This is a genomic window from Bradyrhizobium hereditatis, assembly GCF_020329435.1.
In the GTDB taxonomy this organism is placed as follows: domain Bacteria; phylum Pseudomonadota; class Alphaproteobacteria; order Rhizobiales; family Xanthobacteraceae; genus Bradyrhizobium; species Bradyrhizobium hereditatis.
This window is the reverse complement of record NZ_JAGKJK010000035.1, coordinates 1-23,708: the sequence shown is the minus strand read 5'-3', so window position 1 is coordinate 23,708 and position 23,708 is coordinate 1. Positions and strand designations below refer to the sequence as shown.

At 61.7% G+C, this 23,708-nt stretch carries 27 protein-coding genes; 15 read left to right on the top strand and 12 right to left on the bottom strand.

Annotation, left to right across the window (positions count from 1 at the left end):
• From J6524_RS36475 to J6524_RS36465, 3 genes are all read right to left on the bottom strand, one after another.
• The coding region (locus J6524_RS36475) for a transposase (RefSeq protein WP_512699573.1) at positions 1-212 on the bottom strand (212 nt) is incomplete at its 3' end.
• A 307-nt stretch (positions 213-519) separates the two neighbouring features.
• Positions 520-753 (bottom strand): type II toxin-antitoxin system VapB family antitoxin, encoded by a 234-nt coding sequence (locus tag J6524_RS36470; protein ID WP_225678688.1) that lies wholly within the window; start codon positions 751-753, stop codon positions 520-522.
• Positions 754-918: 165 nt separating this feature from the next.
• A complete protein-coding gene (locus tag J6524_RS36465; RefSeq protein ID WP_225678687.1) occupies positions 919-1,860 on the bottom strand; it encodes a ring-cleaving dioxygenase in 942 nt (313 codons plus the stop codon).
• A gap of 242 nt (positions 1,861-2,102) precedes the next feature.
• Between J6524_RS36465 and J6524_RS36460 the strand changes: the two genes are divergently transcribed.
• From J6524_RS36460 to J6524_RS36420, 9 genes are all read left to right on the top strand, one after another.
• Entirely contained in the window at positions 2,103-3,767 is a 1,665-nt protein-coding gene (locus tag J6524_RS36460) for a bifunctional metallophosphatase/5'-nucleotidase (RefSeq protein ID WP_225678686.1), read from the top strand.
• Between the two features lie 280 nt (positions 3,768-4,047).
• Entirely contained in the window at positions 4,048-4,974 is a 927-nt protein-coding gene (locus J6524_RS36455) for a histone deacetylase family protein (RefSeq protein ID WP_225678685.1), read from the top strand.
• A gap of 65 nt (positions 4,975-5,039) precedes the next feature.
• Positions 5,040-5,291: an exodeoxyribonuclease VII small subunit gene (locus tag J6524_RS36450; protein WP_225678684.1), complete on the top strand. Its 252-nt coding sequence runs from the start codon at positions 5,040-5,042 to the stop codon at positions 5,289-5,291.
• 192 nt (positions 5,292-5,483) lie between these two features.
• Complete coding sequence (locus J6524_RS36445; protein ID WP_225678683.1) at positions 5,484-6,782, top strand: hypothetical protein; 1,299 nt, start codon at positions 5,484-5,486, stop codon at positions 6,780-6,782.
• Between the two features lie 328 nt (positions 6,783-7,110).
• Positions 7,111-9,057, top strand: coding sequence for a 1-deoxy-D-xylulose-5-phosphate synthase (gene dxs / locus J6524_RS36440; protein WP_225678682.1), 1,947 nt, complete (start codon positions 7,111-7,113; stop codon positions 9,055-9,057).
• Positions 9,058-9,122: 65 nt separating this feature from the next.
• Positions 9,123-9,686, top strand: coding sequence for a nucleoside 2-deoxyribosyltransferase (locus J6524_RS36435; RefSeq protein WP_225678681.1), 564 nt, complete (start codon positions 9,123-9,125; stop codon positions 9,684-9,686).
• A gap of 26 nt (positions 9,687-9,712) precedes the next feature.
• A complete protein-coding gene (locus J6524_RS36430; protein ID WP_376712128.1) occupies positions 9,713-10,444 on the top strand; it encodes a TlyA family RNA methyltransferase in 732 nt (243 codons plus the stop codon).
• Positions 10,437-11,684, top strand: a complete 1,248-nt coding sequence (locus tag J6524_RS36425; protein ID WP_225678679.1) for a class I SAM-dependent RNA methyltransferase — start codon at positions 10,437-10,439, stop codon at positions 11,682-11,684. The genes J6524_RS36430 and J6524_RS36425 overlap by 8 nt, the downstream gene beginning before the upstream one ends.
• 72 nt (positions 11,685-11,756) lie before the next feature.
• Positions 11,757-12,596: a nucleotidyltransferase domain-containing protein gene (locus J6524_RS36420; RefSeq protein WP_225678678.1), complete on the top strand. Its 840-nt coding sequence runs from the start codon at positions 11,757-11,759 to the stop codon at positions 12,594-12,596.
• A 6-nt stretch (positions 12,597-12,602) separates the two neighbouring features.
• On the opposite strand, the gene J6524_RS36415 is transcribed toward J6524_RS36420, so the two are convergent.
• Positions 12,603-13,463 carry a DUF1194 domain-containing protein gene (locus J6524_RS36415; RefSeq protein ID WP_225678677.1) on the bottom strand — a complete coding sequence of 287 codons (861 nt, stop codon included), beginning with the start codon at positions 13,461-13,463 and terminating at the stop codon, positions 12,603-12,605.
• Positions 13,464-13,590: 127 nt separating this feature from the next.
• Here J6524_RS36415 and J6524_RS36410 point away from each other — a divergent pair, with 127 nt between their 5' ends.
• Both J6524_RS36410 and clpS read left to right on the top strand, forming a co-directional pair.
• Positions 13,591-13,815: a hypothetical protein gene (locus tag J6524_RS36410; RefSeq protein WP_225678676.1), complete on the top strand. Its 225-nt coding sequence runs from the start codon at positions 13,591-13,593 to the stop codon at positions 13,813-13,815.
• 46 nt (positions 13,816-13,861) lie between these two features.
• Positions 13,862-14,167 (top strand): ATP-dependent Clp protease adapter ClpS, encoded by a 306-nt coding sequence (clpS, locus tag J6524_RS36405; protein WP_225678675.1) that lies wholly within the window; start codon positions 13,862-13,864, stop codon positions 14,165-14,167.
• A gap of 354 nt (positions 14,168-14,521) precedes the next feature.
• Here clpS and merB read toward each other — a convergent pair whose 3' ends face one another.
• From merB to J6524_RS36380, 5 genes are all read right to left on the bottom strand, one after another.
• Positions 14,522-15,205: an organomercurial lyase MerB gene (gene merB / locus J6524_RS36400; RefSeq protein ID WP_225678674.1), complete on the bottom strand. Its 684-nt coding sequence runs from the start codon at positions 15,203-15,205 to the stop codon at positions 14,522-14,524.
• A gap of 80 nt (positions 15,206-15,285) precedes the next feature.
• A complete protein-coding gene (locus J6524_RS36395) occupies positions 15,286-15,513 on the bottom strand; it encodes a GDCCVxC domain-containing (seleno)protein (RefSeq protein ID WP_225678673.1) in 228 nt (75 codons plus the stop codon).
• An 8-nt stretch (positions 15,514-15,521) separates the two neighbouring features.
• Positions 15,522-16,865, bottom strand: a complete 1,344-nt coding sequence (locus J6524_RS36390) for a dihydrolipoyl dehydrogenase family protein (RefSeq protein ID WP_225678672.1) — start codon at positions 16,863-16,865, stop codon at positions 15,522-15,524.
• Between the two features lie 61 nt (positions 16,866-16,926).
• Positions 16,927-17,211 carry a mercury resistance system periplasmic binding protein MerP gene (gene merP / locus J6524_RS36385; protein ID WP_225678671.1) on the bottom strand — a complete coding sequence of 95 codons (285 nt, stop codon included), beginning with the start codon at positions 17,209-17,211 and terminating at the stop codon, positions 16,927-16,929.
• A 14-nt stretch (positions 17,212-17,225) separates the two neighbouring features.
• Positions 17,226-17,612 carry a mercuric transporter MerT family protein gene (locus J6524_RS36380; RefSeq protein ID WP_225678670.1) on the bottom strand — a complete coding sequence of 129 codons (387 nt, stop codon included), beginning with the start codon at positions 17,610-17,612 and terminating at the stop codon, positions 17,226-17,228.
• Between the two features lie 48 nt (positions 17,613-17,660).
• Between J6524_RS36380 and J6524_RS36375 the strand changes: the two genes are divergently transcribed.
• Positions 17,661-18,092: a MerR family transcriptional regulator gene (locus J6524_RS36375; RefSeq protein ID WP_225678669.1), complete on the top strand. Its 432-nt coding sequence runs from the start codon at positions 17,661-17,663 to the stop codon at positions 18,090-18,092.
• 479 nt (positions 18,093-18,571) lie between these two features.
• The gene (locus tag J6524_RS36370; protein WP_225678668.1) at positions 18,572-19,627 is read left to right on the top strand and encodes a serine hydrolase domain-containing protein; all 1,056 of its coding nucleotides are present in this window, start codon (positions 18,572-18,574) and stop codon (positions 19,625-19,627) included.
• Between the two features lie 137 nt (positions 19,628-19,764).
• Here J6524_RS36370 and J6524_RS36365 read toward each other — a convergent pair whose 3' ends face one another.
• Complete coding sequence (locus J6524_RS36365; RefSeq protein WP_225678667.1) at positions 19,765-20,391, bottom strand: ParB/Srx family N-terminal domain-containing protein; 627 nt, start codon at positions 20,389-20,391, stop codon at positions 19,765-19,767.
• Positions 20,392-20,578: 187 nt separating this feature from the next.
• On the opposite strand from J6524_RS36365, the gene J6524_RS36360 reads away from it, so the two are divergent.
• Positions 20,579-21,367 (top strand): Crp/Fnr family transcriptional regulator, encoded by a 789-nt coding sequence (locus J6524_RS36360; protein ID WP_312002542.1) that lies wholly within the window; start codon positions 20,579-20,581, stop codon positions 21,365-21,367.
• Between the two features lie 549 nt (positions 21,368-21,916).
• On the opposite strand, the gene J6524_RS36355 is transcribed toward J6524_RS36360, so the two are convergent.
• Positions 21,917-22,636: a GntR family transcriptional regulator gene (locus J6524_RS36355; RefSeq protein ID WP_225678665.1), complete on the bottom strand. Its 720-nt coding sequence runs from the start codon at positions 22,634-22,636 to the stop codon at positions 21,917-21,919.
• Positions 22,637-22,868: 232 nt separating this feature from the next.
• On the opposite strand from J6524_RS36355, the gene J6524_RS36350 reads away from it, so the two are divergent.
• Positions 22,869-23,291 (top strand): cupin domain-containing protein, encoded by a 423-nt coding sequence (locus J6524_RS36350; protein WP_225678664.1) that lies wholly within the window; start codon positions 22,869-22,871, stop codon positions 23,289-23,291.
• Positions 23,292-23,499: 208 nt separating this feature from the next.
• On the opposite strand, the gene J6524_RS36345 is transcribed toward J6524_RS36350, so the two are convergent.
• A partial coding sequence (locus J6524_RS36345) for a transposase (protein ID WP_225678663.1) occupies positions 23,500-23,708 on the bottom strand: 209 nt, incomplete at its 5' end.

Genomic DNA, 23,708 nt, shown 5'->3' with positions numbered 1-23,708 from the left:
TAGATGTAGAGCTTGAGCATAGTGCGGGGGTGATAGCTGGGGCGGCCAGTGTCGAGTGGCTGAACACCGATGAACCCCAGCTTGTCGAGATCAAGACTGTCGACGAACACGTCGACCGCTCGCACCGGATTATCCTTGGTCACATAGTCATCGAGCGACGCCGGAAACAGGGTGCTCTGCCCGCGATCTAACCCTTCAACAAAGCGTTTCATCGGATGCCCCGCAAATCGCAGGGAATCTTATCGCGCGAATCACAGCAAACAGAGCGTTTTCACACAGCCTGGGCCCCAAGCCGACCAACTTCGTCGCTTGTGGCTGGTCTGATATTGAGGGCAGTCCGGACTTCGCATCAGCGATCCTTCGACCGCCGCTTGTGACCCATCGCCCAACTCGCCCTTAGCGTCGCTATTGGCTTACGTTGTGTCATCCGCCTCTAGTCGGCTGCGCTCGATCTAGTGCTGATGTTTTGAATATTGGCGCGAAGTTCGGCGAGGCTAGAAAATTGCGGTGCCAGTGCACTCAACTGATGTGTCCGCTGCTGTCGACGACGATTACCCGGTCCCTCGCCCTTGCGGCTCCAGGCGAGGTTGCGCGCCAGCGATACTTGCCGAACGCGGCGCCAACTTCCTGCTGCCTTCGCAGCCGGATCATCAAGCGAAGTGCCTGCTCCACCGTCTGCTTCTTGGTTTGCTGTCCGGAGGCTTTCTGCGCTTCCGCCATCAGCGCGTCGTCGATCTCGATATTGGTGCGCATGGGCAGCGCGCCGTATGTCCGTATGTGATGTGTATGGATCAATACTACTATACACGTCCGTACGCCACGATAGGCGGCGCGGAATTATGGCGATGGGTTCGCTTCCGCCTTTGCTCGTTGAGCTACTGCGGATGGGGACGCTCTACCCATCCTGCGAAGCCGTGTCTACGAAATCGGCTTCAGCCCCGCCTCGATCGCTGCCCTTCGCGACTCGAGGAACGGCGGCAGCGCTAGTTTCTCGCCGAGTGTCTCCATCGGCTCATCCGTCGCAAACCCCGGGCCGTCGGTGGCGATTTCGAACAGGATGCCGTTGGGCTCGCGGAAATAGAGGCTGTGGAAATAGAAGCGGTCGATCTCGCCGCTGTTGGGAATCCGAAGCTCGTTCAGGCGCTGCGTCCAGGCGTGATACTGCGCCTCGTCGGGCGTGCGGAACGCGACGTGGTGTACGCCACCGGCGCCCTGCCGCGCGGGCGGTGAATTCTTGTCCTCGATCACGTGAAGTTCGGCGGCAAGCCCGCCCTCGCCCATCTCGAAGACATGGATGTGCGCCCCATGCGCTGCATAATCACGCACGCGGCGCATGTTCATGACGTCAGTCAGCACGAACGCGGTGCGCGACAGGTCGTGCACGGTCAGCACGATCGGGCCGAGCCCGCGGATCTGGTGCTCTGAGGGCACCGGGCTGCGCTCCCAGGGTGAGGCCACGCCTCGGCCGCCGTCGTCGATCAGCACCAGCCGCTGCCCCTCGCCATCCTCGAACGGCAGCGTGAGCCGGCCGTCGACCTCGACGACGTCGCGTGCTTCCACGCCGGCATTTCTCAGGCGATCGCGCCAGTAGCCCAAGGTCTTCTCGCCGTTCACGCGCAGGCCGGTGCGCGAGATCGAATTGGTTCCGCGTCGCTCCGGGGCAACAGGGAAATCGAAGAAGGTGAGATCGGTGCCGGGATTGGCTTTGCCGTCCGCATAGAACAGGTGATAGGCGCTGACGTCGTCCTGGTTGACCGTCTTCTTGACCAGCCGCATGCCGAGCAGGCCGGTGTAAAAGGCCAAATTCTCCCGCGGCTTCGCGGAGATCGCGGTCAGGTGATGAATTCCGCCTAGCTGCATTGCGTTATCCTCAAAAGTCACATCCCTTAGACAATTACCTGGGATAGTTGGGCCTCTTGCCGGATCATGTAGGATGTGGCCGGATGATTGACCAGCGGCACTTCGCCGCCTGCTTCTAGCTCCACCGTCATTGCGAGCGCAGCGAAGCAACCCATCGCTCGGCTTGCGGCACCATGGATTGCTTCGCTTCGCTCGCAATGACGGGGTAAATATCAGGCCACCACCCACCAATGTCGAAATCCATGAAAGTTCTCTTCCGTCCTATCCTTGCATTGGCGATCATGGCGGCCCTCACCGCGCCACCCCGCGCGCAAACGCCGGCGCCGGTCGACCTGCGCATCCTCGCGATCAACGATTTTCATGGCTACCTTCGCCCGCCCCCGGGCGGCATCACGATCACCGATCCCGAGGACAAGACGAAGAAAATTACTGTCCAAGCCGGTGGCGCCGAACATATGGCGACGCTGGTGCGCGAGCTTCGCGACGGACAGAAGAACACGATCTTCGTCGCAGCCGGCGACCTGATCGGCGCCAGCCCGTTTCTGTCGGCGCTGTTTCATGACGAGCCGACAATCGAAGCGCTATCGATGATGGGCCTGAATATTTCCTCCGTCGGCAACCACGAATTCGACGAAGGCAAGGACGAGCTGTTGCGGATGCAGAATGGCGGTTGCCATCCTCTCGACAAATGCCAGGGGCCGCAGCCGTTCACCGGTGCAAAGTTTCGCTATCTTGCCGCCAGCACATTCGAGAAGTCGACCGGCAAGACGGTGTTTCCCGCCTATGACATCAGGGAGTTCGACGGCATCCCCGTCGCCTTTATCGGCCTGACGCTGAAGGGCACTCCTGGCCTGGTCTCGCCGGTCGGCGTTGCGACCCTCGAATTCCGTGACGAGGCCGAGACGGTCAACGCGCTGATCCCGGAATTGAAGGCGCGCGGCGTCGAGGCGATTGTCGTGCTGATACACGAAGGCGGCTTGCCGACCGGTGATTACAACGAATGTCCCGGAATATCCGGGCCGATCGTCGACATCGTCAAAAAATTCGACAAGGCGGTCGACCTCGTGGTCTCCGGCCACACCCATCGCGCCTATGTCTGTGAGATCGATGGAAGGCTCGTCACCTCAGGCGACAAATACGGCACGCTGGTCACAGCGATCGACCTCAAGCTCGATCCCGCCACGCGCGACATCATCAGCGCGAAGGCCAATAACAACATTGTCCGCACCGCCGTGCTGGCAAAAGACCCGCAACAGACTGCACTACTGGAAGCCTATGACCGGGTCGCCGCGCCGATCGCCAACCGCCCCGCGGGATCGGTGACGGCGACGCTGTCGCGCATGCCGAATGCCGCTGGCGAAAGCCCGCTCGGCGACATCATAGCCGATGCGCAGCTCGCTGCGACCAGCGCCGAGGATAAAGGCGGCGCGGTGATCGCCTTCACCAATCCCGGCGGCGTGCGCACCGATATTACGCGCAAGGAAGACGGCGCCGTGACCTATGCCGATCTCTTCGCCAGCCAGCCGTTCCGCAATCAGCTGGTGACGCTGACGCTGACCGGCAAGCAGATCAAGGACATGCTGGAGCAGCAATGGCTCGATCCGAAGCGGCCGAGGATCCTGCAGGTATCCAGGGGTTTCTCCTACGCGTGGGACAACGGCAAACCTGACGGCGAACGCGTGCTGGCCGAGCGGATGTCCCTGAACGGACAACCGATCGATCCCGCCGCGAGCTATCGCGTCACCGTCAACAATTTCCTGTTCGTCGGCGGCGACGGCTTTACCGTGCTCACCGGGGGAACCTCTCCGCTGATTGGCGTTTACGACGTCGACGCGCTGCACGCCTATTTCCAGGCCAACAGCCCGATTGGCCCGACCGCCGCCGATCGCATCGTCCGGATCAACTAGCGCAACGCATCGTTGCGCTAGTCGGATGCTGCGCAGCGCGCCTATTGCGGCGTGATTCGCTGCTGATCGGGGTCCACACGTTACTGGATCCCGGCTCTGCAGTGCATCGTCACCGGACGATGCTTCGCATCGCCGGGGAGACGCTGCACTGCGTCCGGGACGCGGAAACCTCGCAGAAAAGCCGTCATTGCCTTGAGCTCTGCGGTGGGCCTTTCGGAGCGGCCCCTAACCGCCTAGATTAGCCGCTTCTTGCCGGCGGGCTTTTACGCCAGGATTTCGCATGACGCTGCTTCTGACTCATACCGCCTGTCTCGACCATGTCACGCCTCCGGGGCATCCGGAACGTCCCGACCGGCTGCGTGCCGTGGCCGAAGCGCTGGGCGAAGAACGCTTCAAGCCGCTCGTGCGGGGCGAAGCGCCGGAAGGCAGCCTCGATTCGGTCACGCTGTGCCACGGCGAGCATTATATCGGCGAGCTCCGCCACATCGCGCCGCAGAGCGGGATGATCTATATCGACGGCGACACCTCGATGTCGCCGGGCACCTGGGAAGCGGTGATGCGCGGCGTCGGCGGCGCGGTAGCGGCGACCGATGCGGTGATGTCTGGCGCCCACCAGAATGCGTTCGTCGCGGTGCGCCCGCCCGGTCACCATGCCGAGGTCTCGAAGCCAATGGGTTTCTGCTTCTTCGACAATGTCGCCATCGCCGCGCGCCACGCCCAGCGCCAATACGGCATCGGCCGCGCCGCAATCATCGATTTCGACGTCCACCACGGCAACGGCACGCAGGACATCTTCTGGCACGATCCGACGGTAATGTATTGCTCGACGCACCAAATGCCGCTGTTCCCGGGCACCGGTGCCAGCGGCGAGCGCGGCGAGCACGACACCATCGTCAACGCGCCGCTGGCTTCCGAAGACGGCAGCGCCAAGTTTCGCGCCGCGTTCGAAAACCTGATCCTGCCGCAATTGCAGAAATTCTCGCCTGAACTGGTGATCATCTCCGCCGGCTTCGACGCGCATTATCGCGACCCCCTCGCCTCGATCAACCTGAAGGCGGACGATTTCGGCTGGGTCACGCGCAAGCTGATGGATGTGGCCGAGACCAGCGCGCAAGGGCGGGTTGTCTCGGTGCTGGAGGGCGGCTACGACCTGCAAGGGCTCAAAGAGTCGGTTGCAGCCCATGTCACCGCGTTGATGGGCGCCTAATCCTCGCCACAGCGCAAAATCTTGCTTGCTTTGCTCTCGACCGGGGGCATATCCGGGAACTCGATATGGCCGAAAACAACCAAGTGGACGTCAAAAAACTCTCCTTCGAGCGCGCGATGGAGGAGCTTGAATCCATTGTGAAACGGCTCGAGGACGGCAAGGTGCCTCTGGAGGAATCGGTCGCGATCTACGAGCGCGGCGAGGCGCTCAAGCGACGCTGCGAAGAACTGCTGCGGCAGGCCGAGGCCCGCGTCGACAAGATCACCACCGATGCCAGCGGCCAGGTCACCGGGACCGAGCCGCTCGACGTGCAGTGATGCCGAAGCGGCGGAAGGCCGCCCCGTGCGGGGCTCGTCTGGCGTAATCGAGGCAACATCGGGCCGATTCGGCGCTCGCCTTCCGTGAAAGGCGCGATAGCCAGTCGATTTGGTTGGCCGATTTAGTTCCCGATTTAGTTCTTGGCCCCCTGCCCGGCCTGTTATAGTCACCCATCACCCCGGGGACAGTACGTGCGCGTCCAGCACCGCCATATCATCTATATTCAGGGTTACGATCCGCGCGGGCTGGCGCAATATTACCGCATGTTCCGGACCGAACTGCGCAAGTTCGGCCGGCTTTATCAGCTCCAGGCCACCATCAGCCGGCCCAAGGTCGCCCCTGACGACGAGATCGCATCCTGGACCATCGATACCAAGGCGGAGGATTGGCAAACCCGCACCTCCTACGATTTCCTCCGGTTTGAGGATTTCATCCAGCAGGACCTCGCCTCGCCGATCTGGCGCACGGTGTTAAGCGCGGTATGGATCTACTGGCGCCTCGTCTTCGCCGGCACCATCGCCCGCTTCGGCAAGGCGAACTGGCGATTCGCGACCTTCATCACCTATCCGCATCTGATGCTGCTGCTGGAGGCCGTCGGCGCCGCGGGCATTGCATTCGTGTTCGAGAAAGGCCTGAACGCCATCGGCATTCCCGACATGTTCAGCATCGCAATCGCGATTCCCATCTTTGTGGCGCTGCTCGGGGCCATGCTGAAATATACCGAGAACGCCACTTACGTGCTCTATCTCCTGTGCGACACGATCTGGACCTGGGAATTCTCGCATCGCGAGCGGCCGGAATGGGATGAGCGCATCGACCGCTTCGCGCAGCATCTCGTCAAGACAGCAAAAAGCACCGACGCCGATGAAATCGTCATCGTCGGCCATAGCTCGGGCTCGTTCCTGAGCACGGAAATGCTGGCGCGCGCGCTGAAGCTGGATCCCGCGCTCGGCCGTCACGGTCCGCGGATCGTGCTTCTGACCATCGGCGGTAATTTCCCGATCGTCGGCTATCACGCGGTGTCGAAGCAGTTCCGCGACCATCTGCGGCAGCTCGCCATCGAGCCGTCGATCGACTGGATCGACTGCCAGGCCCGCAAAGACGTGATGAACTTCTACCAGTTCGATCCAATCACGAGCCACGGCATCGATGTCGGCGCCTTAAGGCGCAATCCGAAGATCGTGCCGGTCCGCTTCCGCGACATCATCCGGCCCGAGCACTACCACAAGTTTCGCTGGCAGTTCTTCCGGGTGCATTTCCAGTTCGTGATGGCCAACGAACTGCCCAATGCCTACGACTTCTTCATGATCGTGTGCGGCCCGGTCCCGCTCAGCGCCCGCATGGCCCTCCCCGACGCCGCCCTGGAGGTCGCAACCGGCGATTCCGCCGTGCGGGATCGGGCCTGGCAGCGTATCGAAACCGCCACAATGGCGGGCGAAAGTGCTGCCGATTTGAGCAAACGGGAACCATCCGTCCGCCGCAGCGGTTGAAGAACTTGGCTTTTTCCGGCCCCGCCCCGGAACCGAATCGGCGCTCCGGGTTGGCTTTGGCGGCGGCTTTGGTGTAAAGCTTGGGGTTCTATGGGCTGGGGAGAGCAGCTTGGGGCCGGTTTCGTACGGCGGCAAGCACTTCAAATAGCTGAAGAAATGAACCGGGAAGGGTCAGAAGCTACTAACGTGATGCATATCACAGGGGTCGAACTGTAATGCATCTAAGCTTTCAAACCAGGTACCGGCCTGCCGGGGTGGCAGCCGGGTCTGGATTCTCACGGCGCGGTTAACGCGCATCCCATCTCGCCGTCGGGCCGATCGCCTTGACATGCAAAATTGGAATATCGCTGTGACCACATTTAGTAAAACGCCGCTTCTGGACACCATTCGCACGCCCGACGACCTTCGCAAGCTCAAGATCGAGCAGGTGCGGCAAGTCGCCGATGAGCTCCGCCAGGAAACCATCGACGCCGTGTCGGTGACCGGCGGCCACTTCGGCGCCGGCCTCGGCGTCGTGGAACTGACCACCGCGATTCATTATATTTTTGACACGCCCCGCGACCGCCTGATCTGGGACGTCGGCCACCAGGCCTATCCGCACAAGATCCTGACCGGCCGGCGCGACCGCATCCGCACGCTGCGCACCGGCGGCGGCCTCTCCGGTTTCACCAAGCGTAGCGAGAGCGACTACGATCCGTTCGGGGCCGCGCACTCCTCGACCTCGATTTCGGCCGGCCTCGGCATGGCCGTGGCGCGTGACCTGTCCGGCGGCAAGAACAACGTGATCGCCGTGATCGGCGACGGTGCGATGTCTGCCGGCATGGCCTATGAGGCCATGAACAACGCCGGTGCGATGAATTCGCGCCTGATCGTCATCCTCAATGACAACGACATGTCGATCGCCCCGCCAGTCGGTGCGATGAGCGCGTATCTGTCGCGGCTCTATTCCGGCAAGACCTACCGCACGCTGCGCGAGGCGGCCAAGCAGATCAACAAGCGGCTGCCGAAGATCCTCGCCAACCGCGCCAACCGCGTCGAGGAATACTCCCGCGGCTTCATGATGGACGGCGGCACGCTGTTCGAGGAACTCGGCTTCTATTATGTCGGACCGATCGACGGCCATAACCTCGATCACCTCCTGCCCGTTCTGAAGAACGTCCGCGACATGGAGACCGGACCGATCCTGGTCCACGTCGTGACGCAGAAGGGCAAGGGCTACGGTCCGGCGGAAGCTTCCGCCGATAAGTACCATGCAGTGGTCAAATTCGACGTCGCCACCGGCGCCCAGGCCAAGGCAAAGCCGAACGCGCCGGCCTATCAGAACGTGTTCGGCCAGAGCCTCGTCAAGGAAGCCGAGAAGGACGACAAGATCGTCGCCATTACCGCGGCGATGCCCTCGGGCACCGGCGTCGACATCTTCAACAAGGCGTTCCCCGACCGCACCTTCGACGTCGGCATCGCCGAGCAGCATGCAGTGACGTTTGCCGCGGGCCTGGCCACCGAAGGCTACAAGCCGTTCTGTGCGATCTATTCGACCTTCCTGCAGCGTGGCTACGACCAGGTGGTCCATGACGTCGCGATCCAGAGCCTCCCGGTGCGCTTCGCCATCGACCGCGCCGGCCTGGTCGGCGCCGACGGCGCGACCCATGCCGGCTCCTTCGACAATGCCTATCTCGGCTGTCTGCCCAACATGGTGATCATGGCGGCTTCCGATGAGGCCGAATTGGTGCACATGGTCGCGACGCAAGTGGCGATCAACGACCGGCCGAGCGCGGTGCGTTATCCGCGCGGTGAAGGCCGCGGCGTCGAAATGCCCGAGGTCGGCATTCCCCTCGAGATCGGCAAGGGCCGCATCATCCGCCAGGGCAACAAGGTGGCCCTGTTCTCCTTCGGCACGCGTCTGGCCGAATGCGAGAAGGCCGCGGACGAACTCGCCGCCCACGGCCTCTCCACCACCATCGCCGACGCCCGCTTCATGAAGCCGCTCGACGTCGATCTCTTGCTGAAGCTGGCGCGCGACCATGAGGTCCTGCTCACCATCGAGGAAGGCTCGATCGGCGGCTTCGGTTCGCATGTCATGCAGACGCTGTCCGACCACGGCATGCTTGACGGCGGCCTGCGCATGCGCGCCATGATCCTGCCCGACGAGTTCATCGACCACGATACGCCGACCGCGATGTATGCCCGCGCCGGCTTAGATGCCAAGGGTATCGTTGCCAAAGTGTTCGATGCGCTCGGCAAGGACTACAAGACCGAGTCGGTCAAGCTGGCCTGATATATCCTCCCCTTCGGTTCTGAGCCGATCGGAACCGAAGGTTTGGCGCTTTCGCCGGTACTCCCATGAAGATCTATCTGGCAGGTCCCGACGTGTTCCTGCCGGACGCCGTCGAGATCGGGCGCCGGAAGGCCGCGATCTGCGCCCGTTATGGGCTGGTCGGGCTTTATCCGCTCGACAACGCAATCGACCTCGCGGCCGCCGACGCCTCGCTCGCCATCTTCAAGGGCAACGAAGCGATGATGGAAGCGGCGGACGCGATCATCGCCAACCTGACGCCATTTCGCGGCCCCAGTGCCGACGCCGGCACCGTCTATGAACTCGGCTACATGGCCGGCCGCGGCAAGCTCTGCTTCGCCTACAGCAACGATCCCGACCTCTACACCGAGCGGGTCGCGCGATCCTTTGCGGTGACCAAGGCCGCCGGTGGCCATCTGGTCGACGATGATGGACTGACGGTCGAGGATTTCGGCCTGCCGGATAATCTCATGATGATCCACACGCTCGACCTGCATGGTGCTAGACTGGTGACGCCGCGGCAGCGGCCTCAAGATATCTGGCACGATCTCGCCTCGTTCGAGGCCTGCGTCGCGCTCGCGGCGGATCGCGCCACCGGCACATCGGACTGAGATTGGCTGACAAGAACGACAGCGAGATTTCTGCCCGCAAGCGCGTGGACGTGCTCTTGGTCGAGCGCGGCCTGTTCGAAAGCCGCGCCCGTGCCCGCGCCGCGATCGACGCCGGCGGCGTGACGGCCGACGGCCGGCCCGTGTCGAAGGCCTCCGAGATGGTTGCCGCCAATGCCGAATTGTCCGCGCAACCCGCGCACCCCTACGTCTCCCGCGGCGGCATCAAGCTCGCTGGCGCGCTGGAGCAATATCCGATCGATATCGAGGGGCACATCTGCCTCGACGTCGGCGCTTCCACCGGCGGCTTTACCGAGGTGCTGCTGGCGAACGGTGCGAATCTCGTCTTCGCCATCGATGTCGGCCACGGCCAGTTGCATCCTTCGCTGCGCATCCATCCCCGCGTCGTGTCGATGGAAGAGACCGACATCCGCAAACTGGAGGGAACGCGGCTGCCGGCGCGTCCCGATGTCGTCGTCATCGACGTCAGTTTCATTTCCTTGAAGGCGGTGCTGCCGGTAGCGCTCTCACTTGCGGCGGCCCCCACGCAGCTGCTCGCGCTGATCAAGCCGCAATTCGAGGCGGAGCGGAAGCATTCCAAGCACGGCATCATCCGCAACGCGATGGTGCATCAGGAAATCTGCGACGACATCTCGGCTTTCGCCGCCTCGCTCGGCTGCACCAATATCGAGGTGTTTCCGTCGTCGATCACCGGTGGCGATGGCAATATCGAATTCTTCATGGGCGCGCGGCGTGGGTGACGGCGAGCGCCTCGTTATCGACCATGTCGGCCATCACGGCGACGGCGTCGCCATTATCAGCGGCGGCAACATCTATGTGCCCTATACGCTGGGCGGCGAAACCATCGAAGCCGGCCCGGCGCCTGGCCACCATCCCGACCGCCGAAGACTGCTCAAGGTCGAGGTCGCGAGCCCGGCGCGGATCGCGCCGTTCTGTCCGCATTTCGGCGTTTGCGGCGGCTGCGCGATCCAGCACTGGGATGCCGAGCCTTATCGTGCCTGGAAGCGCGAGCTCGTGGTGACCACGCTGGCACAGGCGGGAATCGAATGCGATGTAGCGCCGCTGGTCGATGCGCATGGCGCGGGCCGCCGGCGCATCACCCTGCACGCGCGGATGGGAACGCATGACGTGCTTAAGGTCGGCTATGCGGCGGCCGGCTCACACGACATCATTCCGATCGACCGCTGCCCGATCCTCGACCCGCAATTGAGCGGCGCAATCGAGGCGGCCTGGGCCATCGCCGAGCCGCTGATCGTAATGGGCAAGCCGCTCGACATTCAGATCACGGCGACCGATAGCGGGCTCGATATCGATGTGCGCGGCTCAGGGCCATTGTCGACTGCGATGATCACGCACCTGTCGCGGATCGCCGGACAGCACCGCCTGGCGCGGCTGACGCGCCACGGCGAACTGGTCCTGATGCGAAAGCCGCCGATCGTCGCCATGGGCGCCGCGAAGGTCGTGCTGCCGCCCGGTTCGTTCCTGCAGGCCACAGTAGCAGGCGAGGAGGCGCTGGCCGCGCTGGTCTCAGACCATTGCAAGCGCAGCAAGAATATCGCCGATCTGTTTTGCGGTGTCGGCCCTTTCGCGCTGCGCCTGGCCTCGAGGGCGAAGGTCGCCGCCTTCGACAACGACGCCGGCGCGGTCACAGCCTTGCAAAAGGCCGCAACATCTACCCCCGGACTGAAGCCCATCAAGGCCGAGACGCGTGACCTGTTCCGGCGCCCCTTGATGCCGCAGGAATTGCGCGACTACGACACCGTCATGTTCGATCCTCCGCGACAGGGCGCGCAGGCGCAAGCGACACAGCTCGCCGCGAGCAAGGTACCGACGGTGGTCGCTGTGTCCTGCAATGCTGCGACCTTCGCGCGGGATGCCAAGATTCTGGTTGGCGGTGGCTATAAGATCGACGGCGTCACGCCGGTCGACCAGTTCCGCCACACGCCCCATGTGGAATTGGTGGCGCGGTTCAGGCGCTGAGGCCCGGCAATACGGCTATCGCGAGGCGCAACGCCGTTCGATATAGTAGCCGCCGGTCCCTTGCAGTTCGTCATGTCACCCGATCCGCTCCTCACGCGCATCACTCCCCTTCTCGCCGATGTCCCCGGCATTGCCGCCATCGTGCTCGGCGGATCGCGGGCGCGCGGAACCGGGCACGACGCATCCGACTATGACATCGGCCTCTACTATGCTGACGGCGCCAGTTTGGATACCGATCGCCTCCACGAGGTGGTGAAAGCCATCGTCGACGAGCCGGGTGCCACCCGCGTGACACCCGTCGGCGAATGGGGGCCATGGATCGTCGGCGGCGCGTGGCTCGTGATCGGCGGACGCAAGGTCGACCTGCTCTACCGGAGCATCGATAAAGTCACGGAGACGATCGAAGCGTGCCGGAGCGGCGACATCGGCATGTATTACCAGCCCGGCCATCCGCATGGCTTTTGCTCCGCGATATGGATGGGCGAGGTCGCGCAGTGCCGTCCGCTGCACGATCCTGATGGTGTGATTGCGGCATTGAAGGTGAGCACTTCTCCCTACCCGCGCGCGATGCGCGATGCCCTGATCCGGCGCTTTCAGTGGGAAATTTTGTTCAGCATCGAGAATGCCGAGACGGCCCTGCCGCGTGGTGACAGCACCCATATTGCCGGCTGCGCCTACCGTGCACTGGCTTGCCTTGGACAGGTTCTGTTTGCCCTCAACGGGCAATATCTCATCAACGAGAAAGGCGCGTTGGCTGCGGCTGCCAGTTTTCCCGTGACGATTCAGAGCTTGACGAGCCGGGTCGCCGATCTCTGGCGATCGATCGGATCCGGACAGCACGAGGCGGCAATACACACATTGCGTTCGTTGGAGCATGACATCGGGGAGATGTCGGCATCTAACCTCGCCTGAAGTCCCTCACCTCCCCCACCTATCCTGCCAGATCTTCTCGCCGATCATGCAGTTGACGCGCGGCTCCTTGCCGGCAGCCGGCACGACGGGGCGTTCGGGCGTGCGGCCGGCGACTTCCAGCAGCAGCTTGGTGCGGATCGCTTCCTTGAACTTGTCGCGGTCCTTGATCGTCACGACGAACGCGCCGGGGCCGCCGATGACGCAATCCTCGTAATAGTAGTCGAGATTGTCGATATCCATGGTGGAGTAAGACGGCTCCTTCACCATGATCGGCAGGCCGTTGATGATGATACCTTTTTCCACCGCAGCATCGCGCGCGAGCGTCACCGGCATGCCATTGTTGTTGGGACCGTCGCCGGAAATATCGATCACGCGCCGCAGACCGCGATGCGGGCTCTCGTCGAAGAGCGGCAGCGCGAAGTTGATCGCCCCCGAGATCGATGTGCGCGACGCCCGGCGGATCGGTGTTTTGACGATTTCGTTGGCGACGGCATCCGCCGTCTCGGGCCCGTCGATCAGGCGCCACGGTATGATGATCTTCTGGTCGGTGGAAGCCGCCCATTCGAAATAGGTAATCGCGATCCTGCCATTCGGGCCGCTCTTCAGCGCCTGCAGGAACTCCTTGGAGACGATGGCCTGCGCGTAGCCTTCCCGCTGCAACGCAAGTTCATCCATGTCCATGGAATAGGAGACGTCGACGGCCAGGACGAGTTCGACGTCGACCGTTGGATTTCCGTCCTTATCGGCCAATTGGCGGCTCTCGGCGCCGGGCTGGTGGGCCGCCCGGTTCGGCGCGGCAAAACCCGGCACGTCGCCGGCAAGTACGCCGGCTAGAAGAACGACCCCGATCGAGACATACCAGCGCATTGCGGCCCTCCCGTCGAACGACAGTGATGGTGACATGCAAAATGTCGGACGCAAAGCGCTGAAATCATTTGTCCTTCACATTCGGGTTAGGATCGCTTGTCGCCCACAGCCGGTTCCCACCACGGATTTGTTCGCCTGTCCGACGCTGCAGTCCGGCACCGCGCAGCCTGAAGCGGCACGGCCGGATGCGGAACTGGATGAACCCGGCGCGATGAGGGCCCTGATCGAGCTGAACCTGTCGGCAAACGCCCAGTTTCAGGACCCGCCCGGAGCCTGTAAACTGATCGAGACGGCCGTCAGCCCGGGCGACCAGGGCATGGCGGAGCGTCTGGCGGCGTGCCGCAAGAACTGACGGCAGCCGCCGACCGGGGTTCGTTCGCTGCGAGGCTCTACCGGACATGGCCGATACCGTCGTCACGCCAAAAACCAAGGTCAAGACCAAGACCGAGCGGCCGCGCCTGCACAAGGTGATCCTGCTCAATGACGACTACACGCCGCGCGAATTTGTCGTCACCGTGCTCAAAGCCGAGTTCCGCATGAGCGAGGACGAGGCGCACAAGGTGATGATCACCGCGCACCGGCGCGGCGTCTGCGTCGTCGCCGTGTTCACCAAGGACGTCGCGGAGACCAAGGCGACACGCGCTACCGACGCGGGCCGCGCCAAAGGCTATCCGCTGCTGTTCACGACCGAGCCGGAGGAATGAGTTTCCAGTGCTCGGCTCCGGTTCATCCGAACGCGGCTCTACTAGAGCATGAGATCAGGTACGGCCTGATGCTTCGTTGAACGCCCAAACAAAATATCGAAAACAACCCCATGCAAAGTAGCCGGCAACGGCCGGCGTAGCCCGCCGATTTCCGAAGCAATTTGACGCGTCTTGCAAATCATCGGCACGATGGGATCATTGCCGCGGCTGGGTTTGCTAGGACGTGGACTCATTAACGCGCAGCCACGGCCTGTTTGATGCAAGTTGGACGAACGCGAGATAGCTGACGGCTCCTGATGTGCCCGAAAGCGGACGCATTATGCTCACTTTGAGCTTTGTCGAGTTTGACCCAACTCAGACCTCCAGCGATTTCCGGCTCAAACCGTGTTGAAGAGGCGGAGCGCTGCCATCGAGAAGCATCTCGCTGAGGGGGCGGCTCGCTCGGTGGGCATCGACCGCGCTTAGCACTTCCATTCCTGGATATTTGTATTGCCAGTCGCGCGCTGCATCGGGCGTGGCAAAGAAGCGGCCCGGATTGCAGAAGGCGGTGCGGATCGAGCTCATCTGTTCCGGCGTGACAATCGAGACGACCGCAGTGGACGGGTCGAGCGCGCTGACGCCGGCCGTCGGATCGACTGTAAGTCTTATGGGAGTGCCGGTAGCCGCGCAGGGAGATTCGATACGGGCCGGACGACCAATAACGGCGGGGAAGAACAGGGTGTCCAGGGCACACCACGTATACAACTGTTTCCCGTCGACGTTGAACCTGTGCGGAGTGGGACGCAGGGTGAGGCCCCAGCCAATAATCCGACCTTGCTGGTCGTACTCGGTATCGTTCCAGCTAGCCACAGCGCGTTGGACGTCATCGGAGGCGTGTTCTGCGGCCGCCGCGAGATCGGCGATGGTGACAGGCTCTCCATGGGAGAGGAGCCGCAGCAGTGCTCGGTAAAGCCCGGGCGTGGTGCGCGCGCTTGCGGCTTGTGCGACGCTGGCGACCAGCCGATCGGAGAGATTTGCAGATGCGGGATTGGTGCGCATTGATGTGCTCCTTTTCGCAAATGAGATGCTGGAGCGAGGCTGGCCGGCGTATCAGGACAGCTTCGTCCAGCGTGATTCACTTACCCTCCGCAGCAACCAGCCGCGCCGGACCCGCCTGAGCGCTCGGCCTGGATGGGCGGACACGGCACAGAGCCGTAGGAGCAGAACACGCAACAATCGCCTGCTTTCGGCCGCAGCCTCTCCCCGCAACCGGTGCATTCATAAAAGAACTGGCAGGCATCGGTCGGCATGGTCTCCGATTTCGCAGTGGCGCAGTGCGGGCAGGTGATGACGGATCCCAGGATCATGGCGTTTCCTAAAGCATGTAGCCGATATCTGAGGCTCCGGTAGGATAACCGAAGATCGTCGATTTGAGGTCACGGACGCTGAGATCGTGCCGAATCGCAAGAGCGAACAGATTTATGACTTCGTCGGCATACGGTCCGACGAGATGCGCGCCAATAATGCGCCCGCTATCCTCATCGACGAGCGTCTTGTACCCGTAAACGGGCTCGGCAACGCGGCGGGCCGTGTACCAGTAGGGCACCCGCGCGGACTTTATCCGCAACTTCAAGGTTTGCGCACGGGCGGCGCTTTCGGAAAGCCCCACGGCTGCGGCCGGCGGCAATGTGAAGGCAACGCTTGGCACTCCACGATAGTCCGGCTTATGGCGATTGCCTTCCAAGATATTGCCAGCGGCGACTTTGGCATCATGGCTCGACACTGGCGTCAGCGGCGGCCCCTTCGCCGCGGCGTCTCCCGCTGCATAGACGATCGGGTTCGAGACGCTCTGCAGAAAATCGTTTAGTTGAAGTCTCCCGCCCGCGACGGCAACATTCGCGGCTGACAGATCTAGCTCGGTGATGTCCGGTACACGGCCTGCGGCATGCACCACGAGATCGCCGGTCACGATCGCTTCGCCGTCTGGCGTCTGCACATGCACGCGGTACTCATCGCTACTCCGTTCGATCGCAGTCACCGCATTTCCAGTGCGTACGTCCACGCCGATTTCGGCAAACTTCTCCATCAGCCAACCAACCACGTCGGCGTCGAAAGCCAGCAGCATCCGGGCCGCGCGCTGCAGCACGGTGACTTGGGCCCCGGCGCGCGTCGCCAAATGCGAGAATTCGGCGGCAATGTAACCACCGCCCACCATCACGATGCGACCGGGCAGCCGCTCAAGCTCCATGAAGGTGTCGCTGGTGATAAGGTGTCCTGCGCCGGGGAAACCGAGAACAGCAGGTCGTGCTCCGGTTGCAATCAGCACGTGACGGCCTCGGAGAATGTGATCACCCGCTGCGACGCGATCGGGGCCGATGAAGCGGGCCAAGCCGTGAAAGGCATCGATGCCATGCTTGGCAAAATCTTCCTCGCGCCTTCTCGGCACCGGATCAGTGAAGCTCCGTTTGAAGGAGATCAGGTCTTTCCAATCGATGTGCAGGTCCCCGCTCACGCCGTGACTTCGCATGCGGCGCGCGAGGTCGATAGCCTCGGCCCCGCTGACTAGCATCTTCTTGGGATCACAGCCGCGTAGGGCGCAGGTGCCGCCGAATGGGCGATGGTCGATGACCGCCACGGAGCGCCCTGCCTTGCGGATGACGCTCGCGGCCACCTGAGCCGCGGTTCCGGTACCAATCACGATGAGATCATACGTATCCATGCGTCACCTCCGCACAGGCCTGCGCCGGTGATCATCCCGTGCGGTCTTTTGGATCGCCGCGCTAACCTTTGGGAGCGGAGGGATAGACCGCGTTAGTGCTGGCGGTGGTCAGCGCATCCACGCCAGTTTTCGCATCATCGAAAGTTACAATTGCCGTCTTGTCCTTGTAGGACACGGCGACTTTGGTCACGCCCGGCACCGCTTCAAGGCTTGCTTTCACCGTATGAGGACACGCCGCGCAATACATGTTCTGCACGGCAAGTGTAATGGTCTTCTCGGCGGCCAACGCGGCGGAAGACGCAAACAAGCCAAGCGCGAATGCAGTGGAAATCATGAGCTTGTTCATGGAGACTCTTCCATTCAGGAGTTGAGAAACACTGGTGCCAAGACATCAAAACCGAGGGCAGCAACTACCAGGACTGTCGCCACGACAAGCACGATCTTGACCAGCCGGTTAGGCAAAGGGCGGGTGCAGGCCTCTCCCCCGATGCAGGCACGTTTCGAAGCGCGATGGACCAGCCAATAGCCGGTTCCGAGAAAGACCGCGGTCGCCGCGAGAAAGTACGGTTGGTAGGGCGCGAGCTGGGTGAAATTGCCGATCCAGGCGCCGCTGATCCCGAGGCTGAACAGAACCACGGGCAGGATGCAGCACGACGAGGCAGCAAGTGCGCCCAATAGGCCGCCGGCGGCCATCATCATCGTTCCCTGCCCAGAATCGCCGACGATAGGGTCTTGCTTGATTGTCATGCCGGTGAGGCTAAATCCTGTAGCGGCTACAGGATCAAGGAGTTTTCCATGGATGCGATCACGGCTACGCGAGCGGACCGGCTCACTATCGGCAAGCTGTCACAACTTACCGGAGTGAACATCGAGACCATTCGCTACTATGAAAAAATCAAGGTACTGCCCGTCCCCTCGCGCGCTGAGAACGGCCGTCGCGTGTACGGTCCAATGGAACGGCGCATCCTCGCCTTCGTGCGGCGCGCGCGCGAATTGGGGTTTTCGCTGGACGAGGTTCGCGCCTTGCTGCGGCTCGGCGGCCCTGAAAAGGCCTCTTGCCGCGAAGTCCGGGAGATTGCCGTGCACCACCTCGATGACATCCGCGCCAAGATCAATGACCTCCGCAAGCTCGAACGCTTGCTGACGAAAACCGTCGCCCAATGCACCGGCACTACGGCGCCGGAGTGCCCGGTCTTGGATATCCTCGATGCCCAGCGCTCCAAGTAGATGTTGAGCCGATGCACCAACACTGGATTTGGCCGGGTCTAAGCGTAGCCTTAGCGGAGGAAGAAGAGTGTGACGGACTTCCGCGTCTGGCCCGAAAGCGAAGTCCGGTGTGGACCTTTGAACGTCGGCTTATCGGGGTAAACCGGAAGCAGCCGAACGACCTTCCGATCGGCGCCTTTTGACCCCAAGCGGACATTGGCTGGTGCATCATGGTCAACTAGGATCAAGGTAGCTGCAACAACTTGGGTGCCTTCTCAATGACCGGACGCGGCTTCACACGACTCTTTTGCGTCGCCTGCGCAGCTTCATTCCTTTTCATGCTGGATGCGCTCACACTGAATCCGCATCGAGCCTTCGCGCAAGCCGCACCGGCGTCACAAGCCGCTGGCCCCCGCTTTCGTGCGGACGGGCCGAATGCGGACGAATTCGGCCAGAAGGAAGGATATCCGAGTTGCAAGGGAATTGACTATGTTGACCAAATGCGCTGCCGCGTCGGTGCGCTGAGCCGCTACGACACGCTGTTTCCTGCGCACACCATTACTGCCCCAAAACAATCGGTCCCGCTGGCGCGCGCAGCGAGCGAGCCCGTCATTCGCTATGGCCTCGCCGGGCTCGAGCTGACACTGGACGACTACCTCAATCGTCAGCCGGTCACGGGCCTCCTGATCGCGAAAGACAACACGATTCTGGTCGAGCGTTACCAATACGGTCGCACCGATACGGATCGCCTGGCATCCTTCTCGATGGCGAAGACCGTGCTTTCGCTGCTAATCGGGATCGCCGTGAAGGAGGGCGCTATCCAGTCGGTCGACGACCTCGCGGAAAGCTATGTCCCCGGCCTGAAGGACACCGAATATGGCCGCACGCCCATCAAGGCCCTGCTGCTGATGACGTCAGGCGTCGCCTTCTCGGAAGAATACGGCGACCGATCCAGCGATATCAACAAGCTGGCCCGTCTGACGATTGAGCCGGGCTCTCCCGGCAGCCTCGCTGCGCTGAAGCAGTTCAACACCCGTCGCAGCGCGCCCGGCGTGCGCTTCTCCTATTCGTCGGCTGAATCGCTGGTGCTCGGCCTTGTACTTGCGGCCGCCACCAAGCGAACGGTGTCCGGCTATGCCACCGAGAAGCTCTGGCAACCGCTGGGGGCGGAAGCCGATGCGACATGGATAATCGATGCGACGGGGCAGGAAATCACGTTTGCCTATGTCAATGCGGTGCTGCGCGACTGGGCGCGGCTGGGCCTGATGCTGGCCAATCGCGGCAACTGGCAGGGCAAGACCGTCGTGCCCGAGGACTGGCTCACAGCGTCGGCCGCGGATGCGGTTCCGACCGACTCACCGCTGCAGAAGTACGGCTATCAAATCTGGTATTCCGCAGATACCAGACGTTTTGCGCTGCGAGGCCTTCGCGGACAATTTGTCTTTGTCGATCCGGACCTGAAGCTTGTTCTCGTGCAGACCGCGCTCGGCGGTGGCCAGCCCGAGACCGCTGAGCTGTTTGCTCTATGGACCGCGCTGAGAGCACAAGTTAAGTAGGCCCCGGTGGCTGGCCGCGCCCATCATCGGTGCGTAAAGTCGGCTTCTGGCCCATCGCGTCATTTCGCTGCGCTCCGGTGTTTGGTCGGTATCGGGGCAAAGCGGACATCGAGTAAGCCGCACCAATCAAATTCGATTTATGAGACGCGCTCTAGATATTCGGCGCATCGCGGCGAGCGCATTGCCTTGCGGCGATCGATTGGGATTGTCCGGATCGCGCGGCTTAGTCGCCCTAGCGATGGCGCGCTCAACGATGTCCCACTGCTCGCCATAGGAATGAATGTCATGTCCCGAAAAGGCGACCGATCGCCATCCGCCAATTCCGGCATATGCTCTAGCTCGCCGACGCCAACCGACAGCCGCGATAGCTCGTCCTCGGTTATTCCGGTCAGCGCGATCTCGAAGCCGCCCTCCACGAGGTCGGCCAATTCGAGCCGCAGCATCTCGTCATCCCAATCGCTCGCATCGGTGAGCCGATTATCGGCGATGACGTAGACACGCTTTTGCTGATTCGTCCATCCGCGCGCCACGATGACCGGAACATCAGTCATTCCGAGCAATTTACCGGCCGCCAATCGGCCGTGACCGGCTAAAACTATGCCGTCGTCGGCCGCCAATATAGGCATTGTCCTACCCCATTGCCGGATCGACGCCGCGATCTGCTCGATTTGCTCGGACGAGTGCCGGCGCGAATTGCGCTCATAGGGCCGTAAACGGTCCACCGGCCATGTTTCCACGGCCGGCTTGCTCGCCAGTGCATCCATGATTTGCCACCTGTAGGGTCGTTTACGGGCTCGGTGTCCGAATGTCTGGTGTTCGAAGCGAAGCAGAAATCATATGCTCCTTCCGAGCCTTACCGGTTGTGACCCGTCTCGGAAGTCGGGCGGCCAAGTTTGCTGCGTGCGATAAAGCGTCTTCCGGTAAGCTGCCCTCACCGGCTCCAAAGGAGATATGTCCATCATGCTGGACCGCATTCTCGATGCAGCAACCGAAAACCTCAGGTTCGCGAAGATTCTGGTCCAAATGGGTCTCGATCCGAACAACGTGACCTGGGACGCCATCTTCAACCGCCTGCTGGAAATCTTTCTGCACAACATCACGCTTCCCAATATGTTCGCCCTGGTCGGCGCGATCTTCTTTGTCGCCACATTGCTGACGCACACGATGGTGCCGCTGCGGGTCGCGAACATGATCGGTTGCGCATTCTTCGCCATCTTCGGTGCGCTCACCGGAGCCGTCACGATCTTTCTTCTTTATCTCCTGATGATTCCCATCAATGCCTACCGTCTCCGTCAAATGCTCGCGCTCGTGAAGAAGGCGCGCACCGCAACACAGGGCGACATGTCAATGGAGTGGCTCAAGCCGTTCATGACCGACCGAAAGTATCGCAAGGGCGATATCTTGATGAAGAAGGGTGACGCAGCCAACGAAATGCTGCTGACCGTTACCGGCAAATTCCGGGTCATCGAAATCAACGTCGAACTTCCGCCGGGGCGTTTGATGGGCGAGCTTGGTTTCCTCACGCCCGACAACCGCCGGACCGCGACGATCGAATGTATCGAGGATGGCCGCGTCCTGACTATCAGCTATGAAAAGCTGCTCGAGATCTACTTCCAAAACCCGCAGTTTGGCTATTACTTCCTTGTCTTGACCAGCCAGCGCCTGCTGGAAAATCTCGCGCGCGCCGAAGCCATCATCGCGCAGAACAAGATCGCGCCGCAGGCGCCTTTCGCCAACTGACACGGTCCGAGGAGATTGATCCCGGCCGTCGCCTGCTCCGCCGCCGTCCTAATTCCCACTGGCTTCGCGCGCACGGCGCAGAACTTGAATTCGGGGATCCTTCCAAACGGATCGAGCGCCAGATTGGTGAGCAGATTGGCAACAGTCCTCCCACTCATCCTTCTTGGCAGGGCTTGAAGTGCCGATCATTGCACGCCGCCTGCGGCGGCCATCGCCTCTAAAGCGAAGCCGAAAAAAGAACGTCCTGCTGCAGTGCATGAGTCCGTTGTTGGCCCGAAAGCGAAGTCCGATCTGGCTCTGCGATTGTCGGCTTGTCGGGGCAAACCGGAAGCCGTCGAACGATCTTCCGAACGGCGCCTTTTGACCCGGAACAGACGTGCTGCCTGCGGAGCTAACGATGCCCGTATTGCGCCACGACCGCATACCACAAGGCCACGACTTCGGGCGATTTCGGATCCCCGACCGGCCACTTACGCATCGCCGTATGCACCATGATCAGCTTCGACTCGGGATCAACGAAGAGATCCTGACGTGCCCGACGACGAACGACTATCGCCCGGAGTCGCCCAATCGGCCCTGGCTTTCGAGCCACCACACGGCCAGTTCCCCCGAGCGCAGAATATGGTGTGTCATCACCTTGCGCGCCTCGATCGCATCATGTCGGCTGATCGCGCTCAGGATCGCCTCATGCTGAGACACATTTTCGCGCATGCGCCGTCCGTCCATCGTCAGGGCCGAGAGCATGATGTTTCTGGTGAAACCAAGATGCAAATCCTGGATCACCTGTTTCAGCCGTCTATTTCCGCTGGCCTCAATGACGACACCATGGAATTCATCGTTCGATTCGACCCAGTTCGGAACGTCTTTAAGATGAGTTTTCGCGTTTGACTTCCGGGCCGCGATCAGCTTGTCCACGATTTCGGCAAATCGTTTCTGAGCGCGGCGCATGCGCTCAATCTGTTCGTCCGTAATCCATTCGACCGCCAACGATATGGCGAGCCCTTCGAGTTCGGCCCGAACTTGATAGGCATCTCGGATGTCCCGCGCATTCGGTGCGAGCACGATTGCGCCCTGGTTCGGCCGGTGTTGAATCACACCCTTCACCTCAAGCTGCCGCAACGCTTCGCGGATGGGGGTGCGGCTGACCGAAAATTCCTCGGCGAGCGCTTCCTGACGCAAGCGGCTTCCCGGCGGATACTCGCCCGCGACAATCTTTGCGGAAATACGGTCGGCGAGACTGCCGACGAGTTGTTCTGCTGATGTGGCCATGGACGCCGACAAGGTTGCGACTGACAGCAAATTTGTACCGTCTGGCTCTTGGGCACTCAAGTTTCGGATCCTCCTCGTGTTCTCTTGCATCGATATTTAGGTTGGGATTTCAATATTAAATCCAAAATGATATTGATTGTATCCAATATGGATGATATAGGATACTTCGACGGTCGCGGCACCACAAGGGCAGCGACGTCCGGTGCCGGGGCCTTTTTAAAAGGAGAGTCCCATGCTCAAGCAGTCTCTGCTCGTCAGTTCGGTGATAGTCGCGTTACTCGGCGGCTTTGCCCATGCACAGCAAGCGCCAGTACAGCCATCGCCAGTACAGCCATCGCCAGTCAAACGGACGCCGCTCGGGAAGGTAGATGTGCCGGATTCAAACTATGAAGTTGTGTTCGGCATCACCGAATTGGCTGGCGGCTTCAAGTCGGGACGACATTCTCATCCAGGCCCGTTGCTCGCCTACGTGACAGAAGGCGAATTCTGGTATCTCGTCGATGGCCAGCCGGAGAAGATTTACAAGGTCGGCGAGTCGTTCCAACTGCCTCATAGCGCGATCCACAACGAGGGCTCGGCGGGCAGCAATCCGGTCAAGGTGATGGTTGTCTTTGTTGTCGAGAAGGGCAAGCCCTTGGTGCAGCCGGCACAGTAGGAGCATGGGCCGCGGCAGACGGGTCCCCCGTCTGCCTGTGCGACCGCGTCATAGATGGCGAGCGGCAGCACGCCTCATTCGAAAGCCGATTGTGGGCAAAGGGATACGCTTGTCAGCTGTTGGCCCAGGCTGTGTGATAACCCTTTTGTCGAGTGGCAGGTCGAGAGGTCTGGGACCGGATCTGGAGTTGGCTCCAGTGCAAAATCCTTTACGTCTGCATCGCTTCCAGCAGTGTTCGGCAGCCCAGAATGGCTATTACACGTTTTAGATTGTAGGCGAGCACATTGAGCGCCATCTCGGTCGCAACCTTGTGCTGTCTTCGCATCAGGAAGTGCGTCGCCCCCATCCAGGCCTTTATGGTCCCGAACGGATGCTCCGCCGTTTGACGGCGTAAGGTCATCTTGTTGGGCTCTTGGT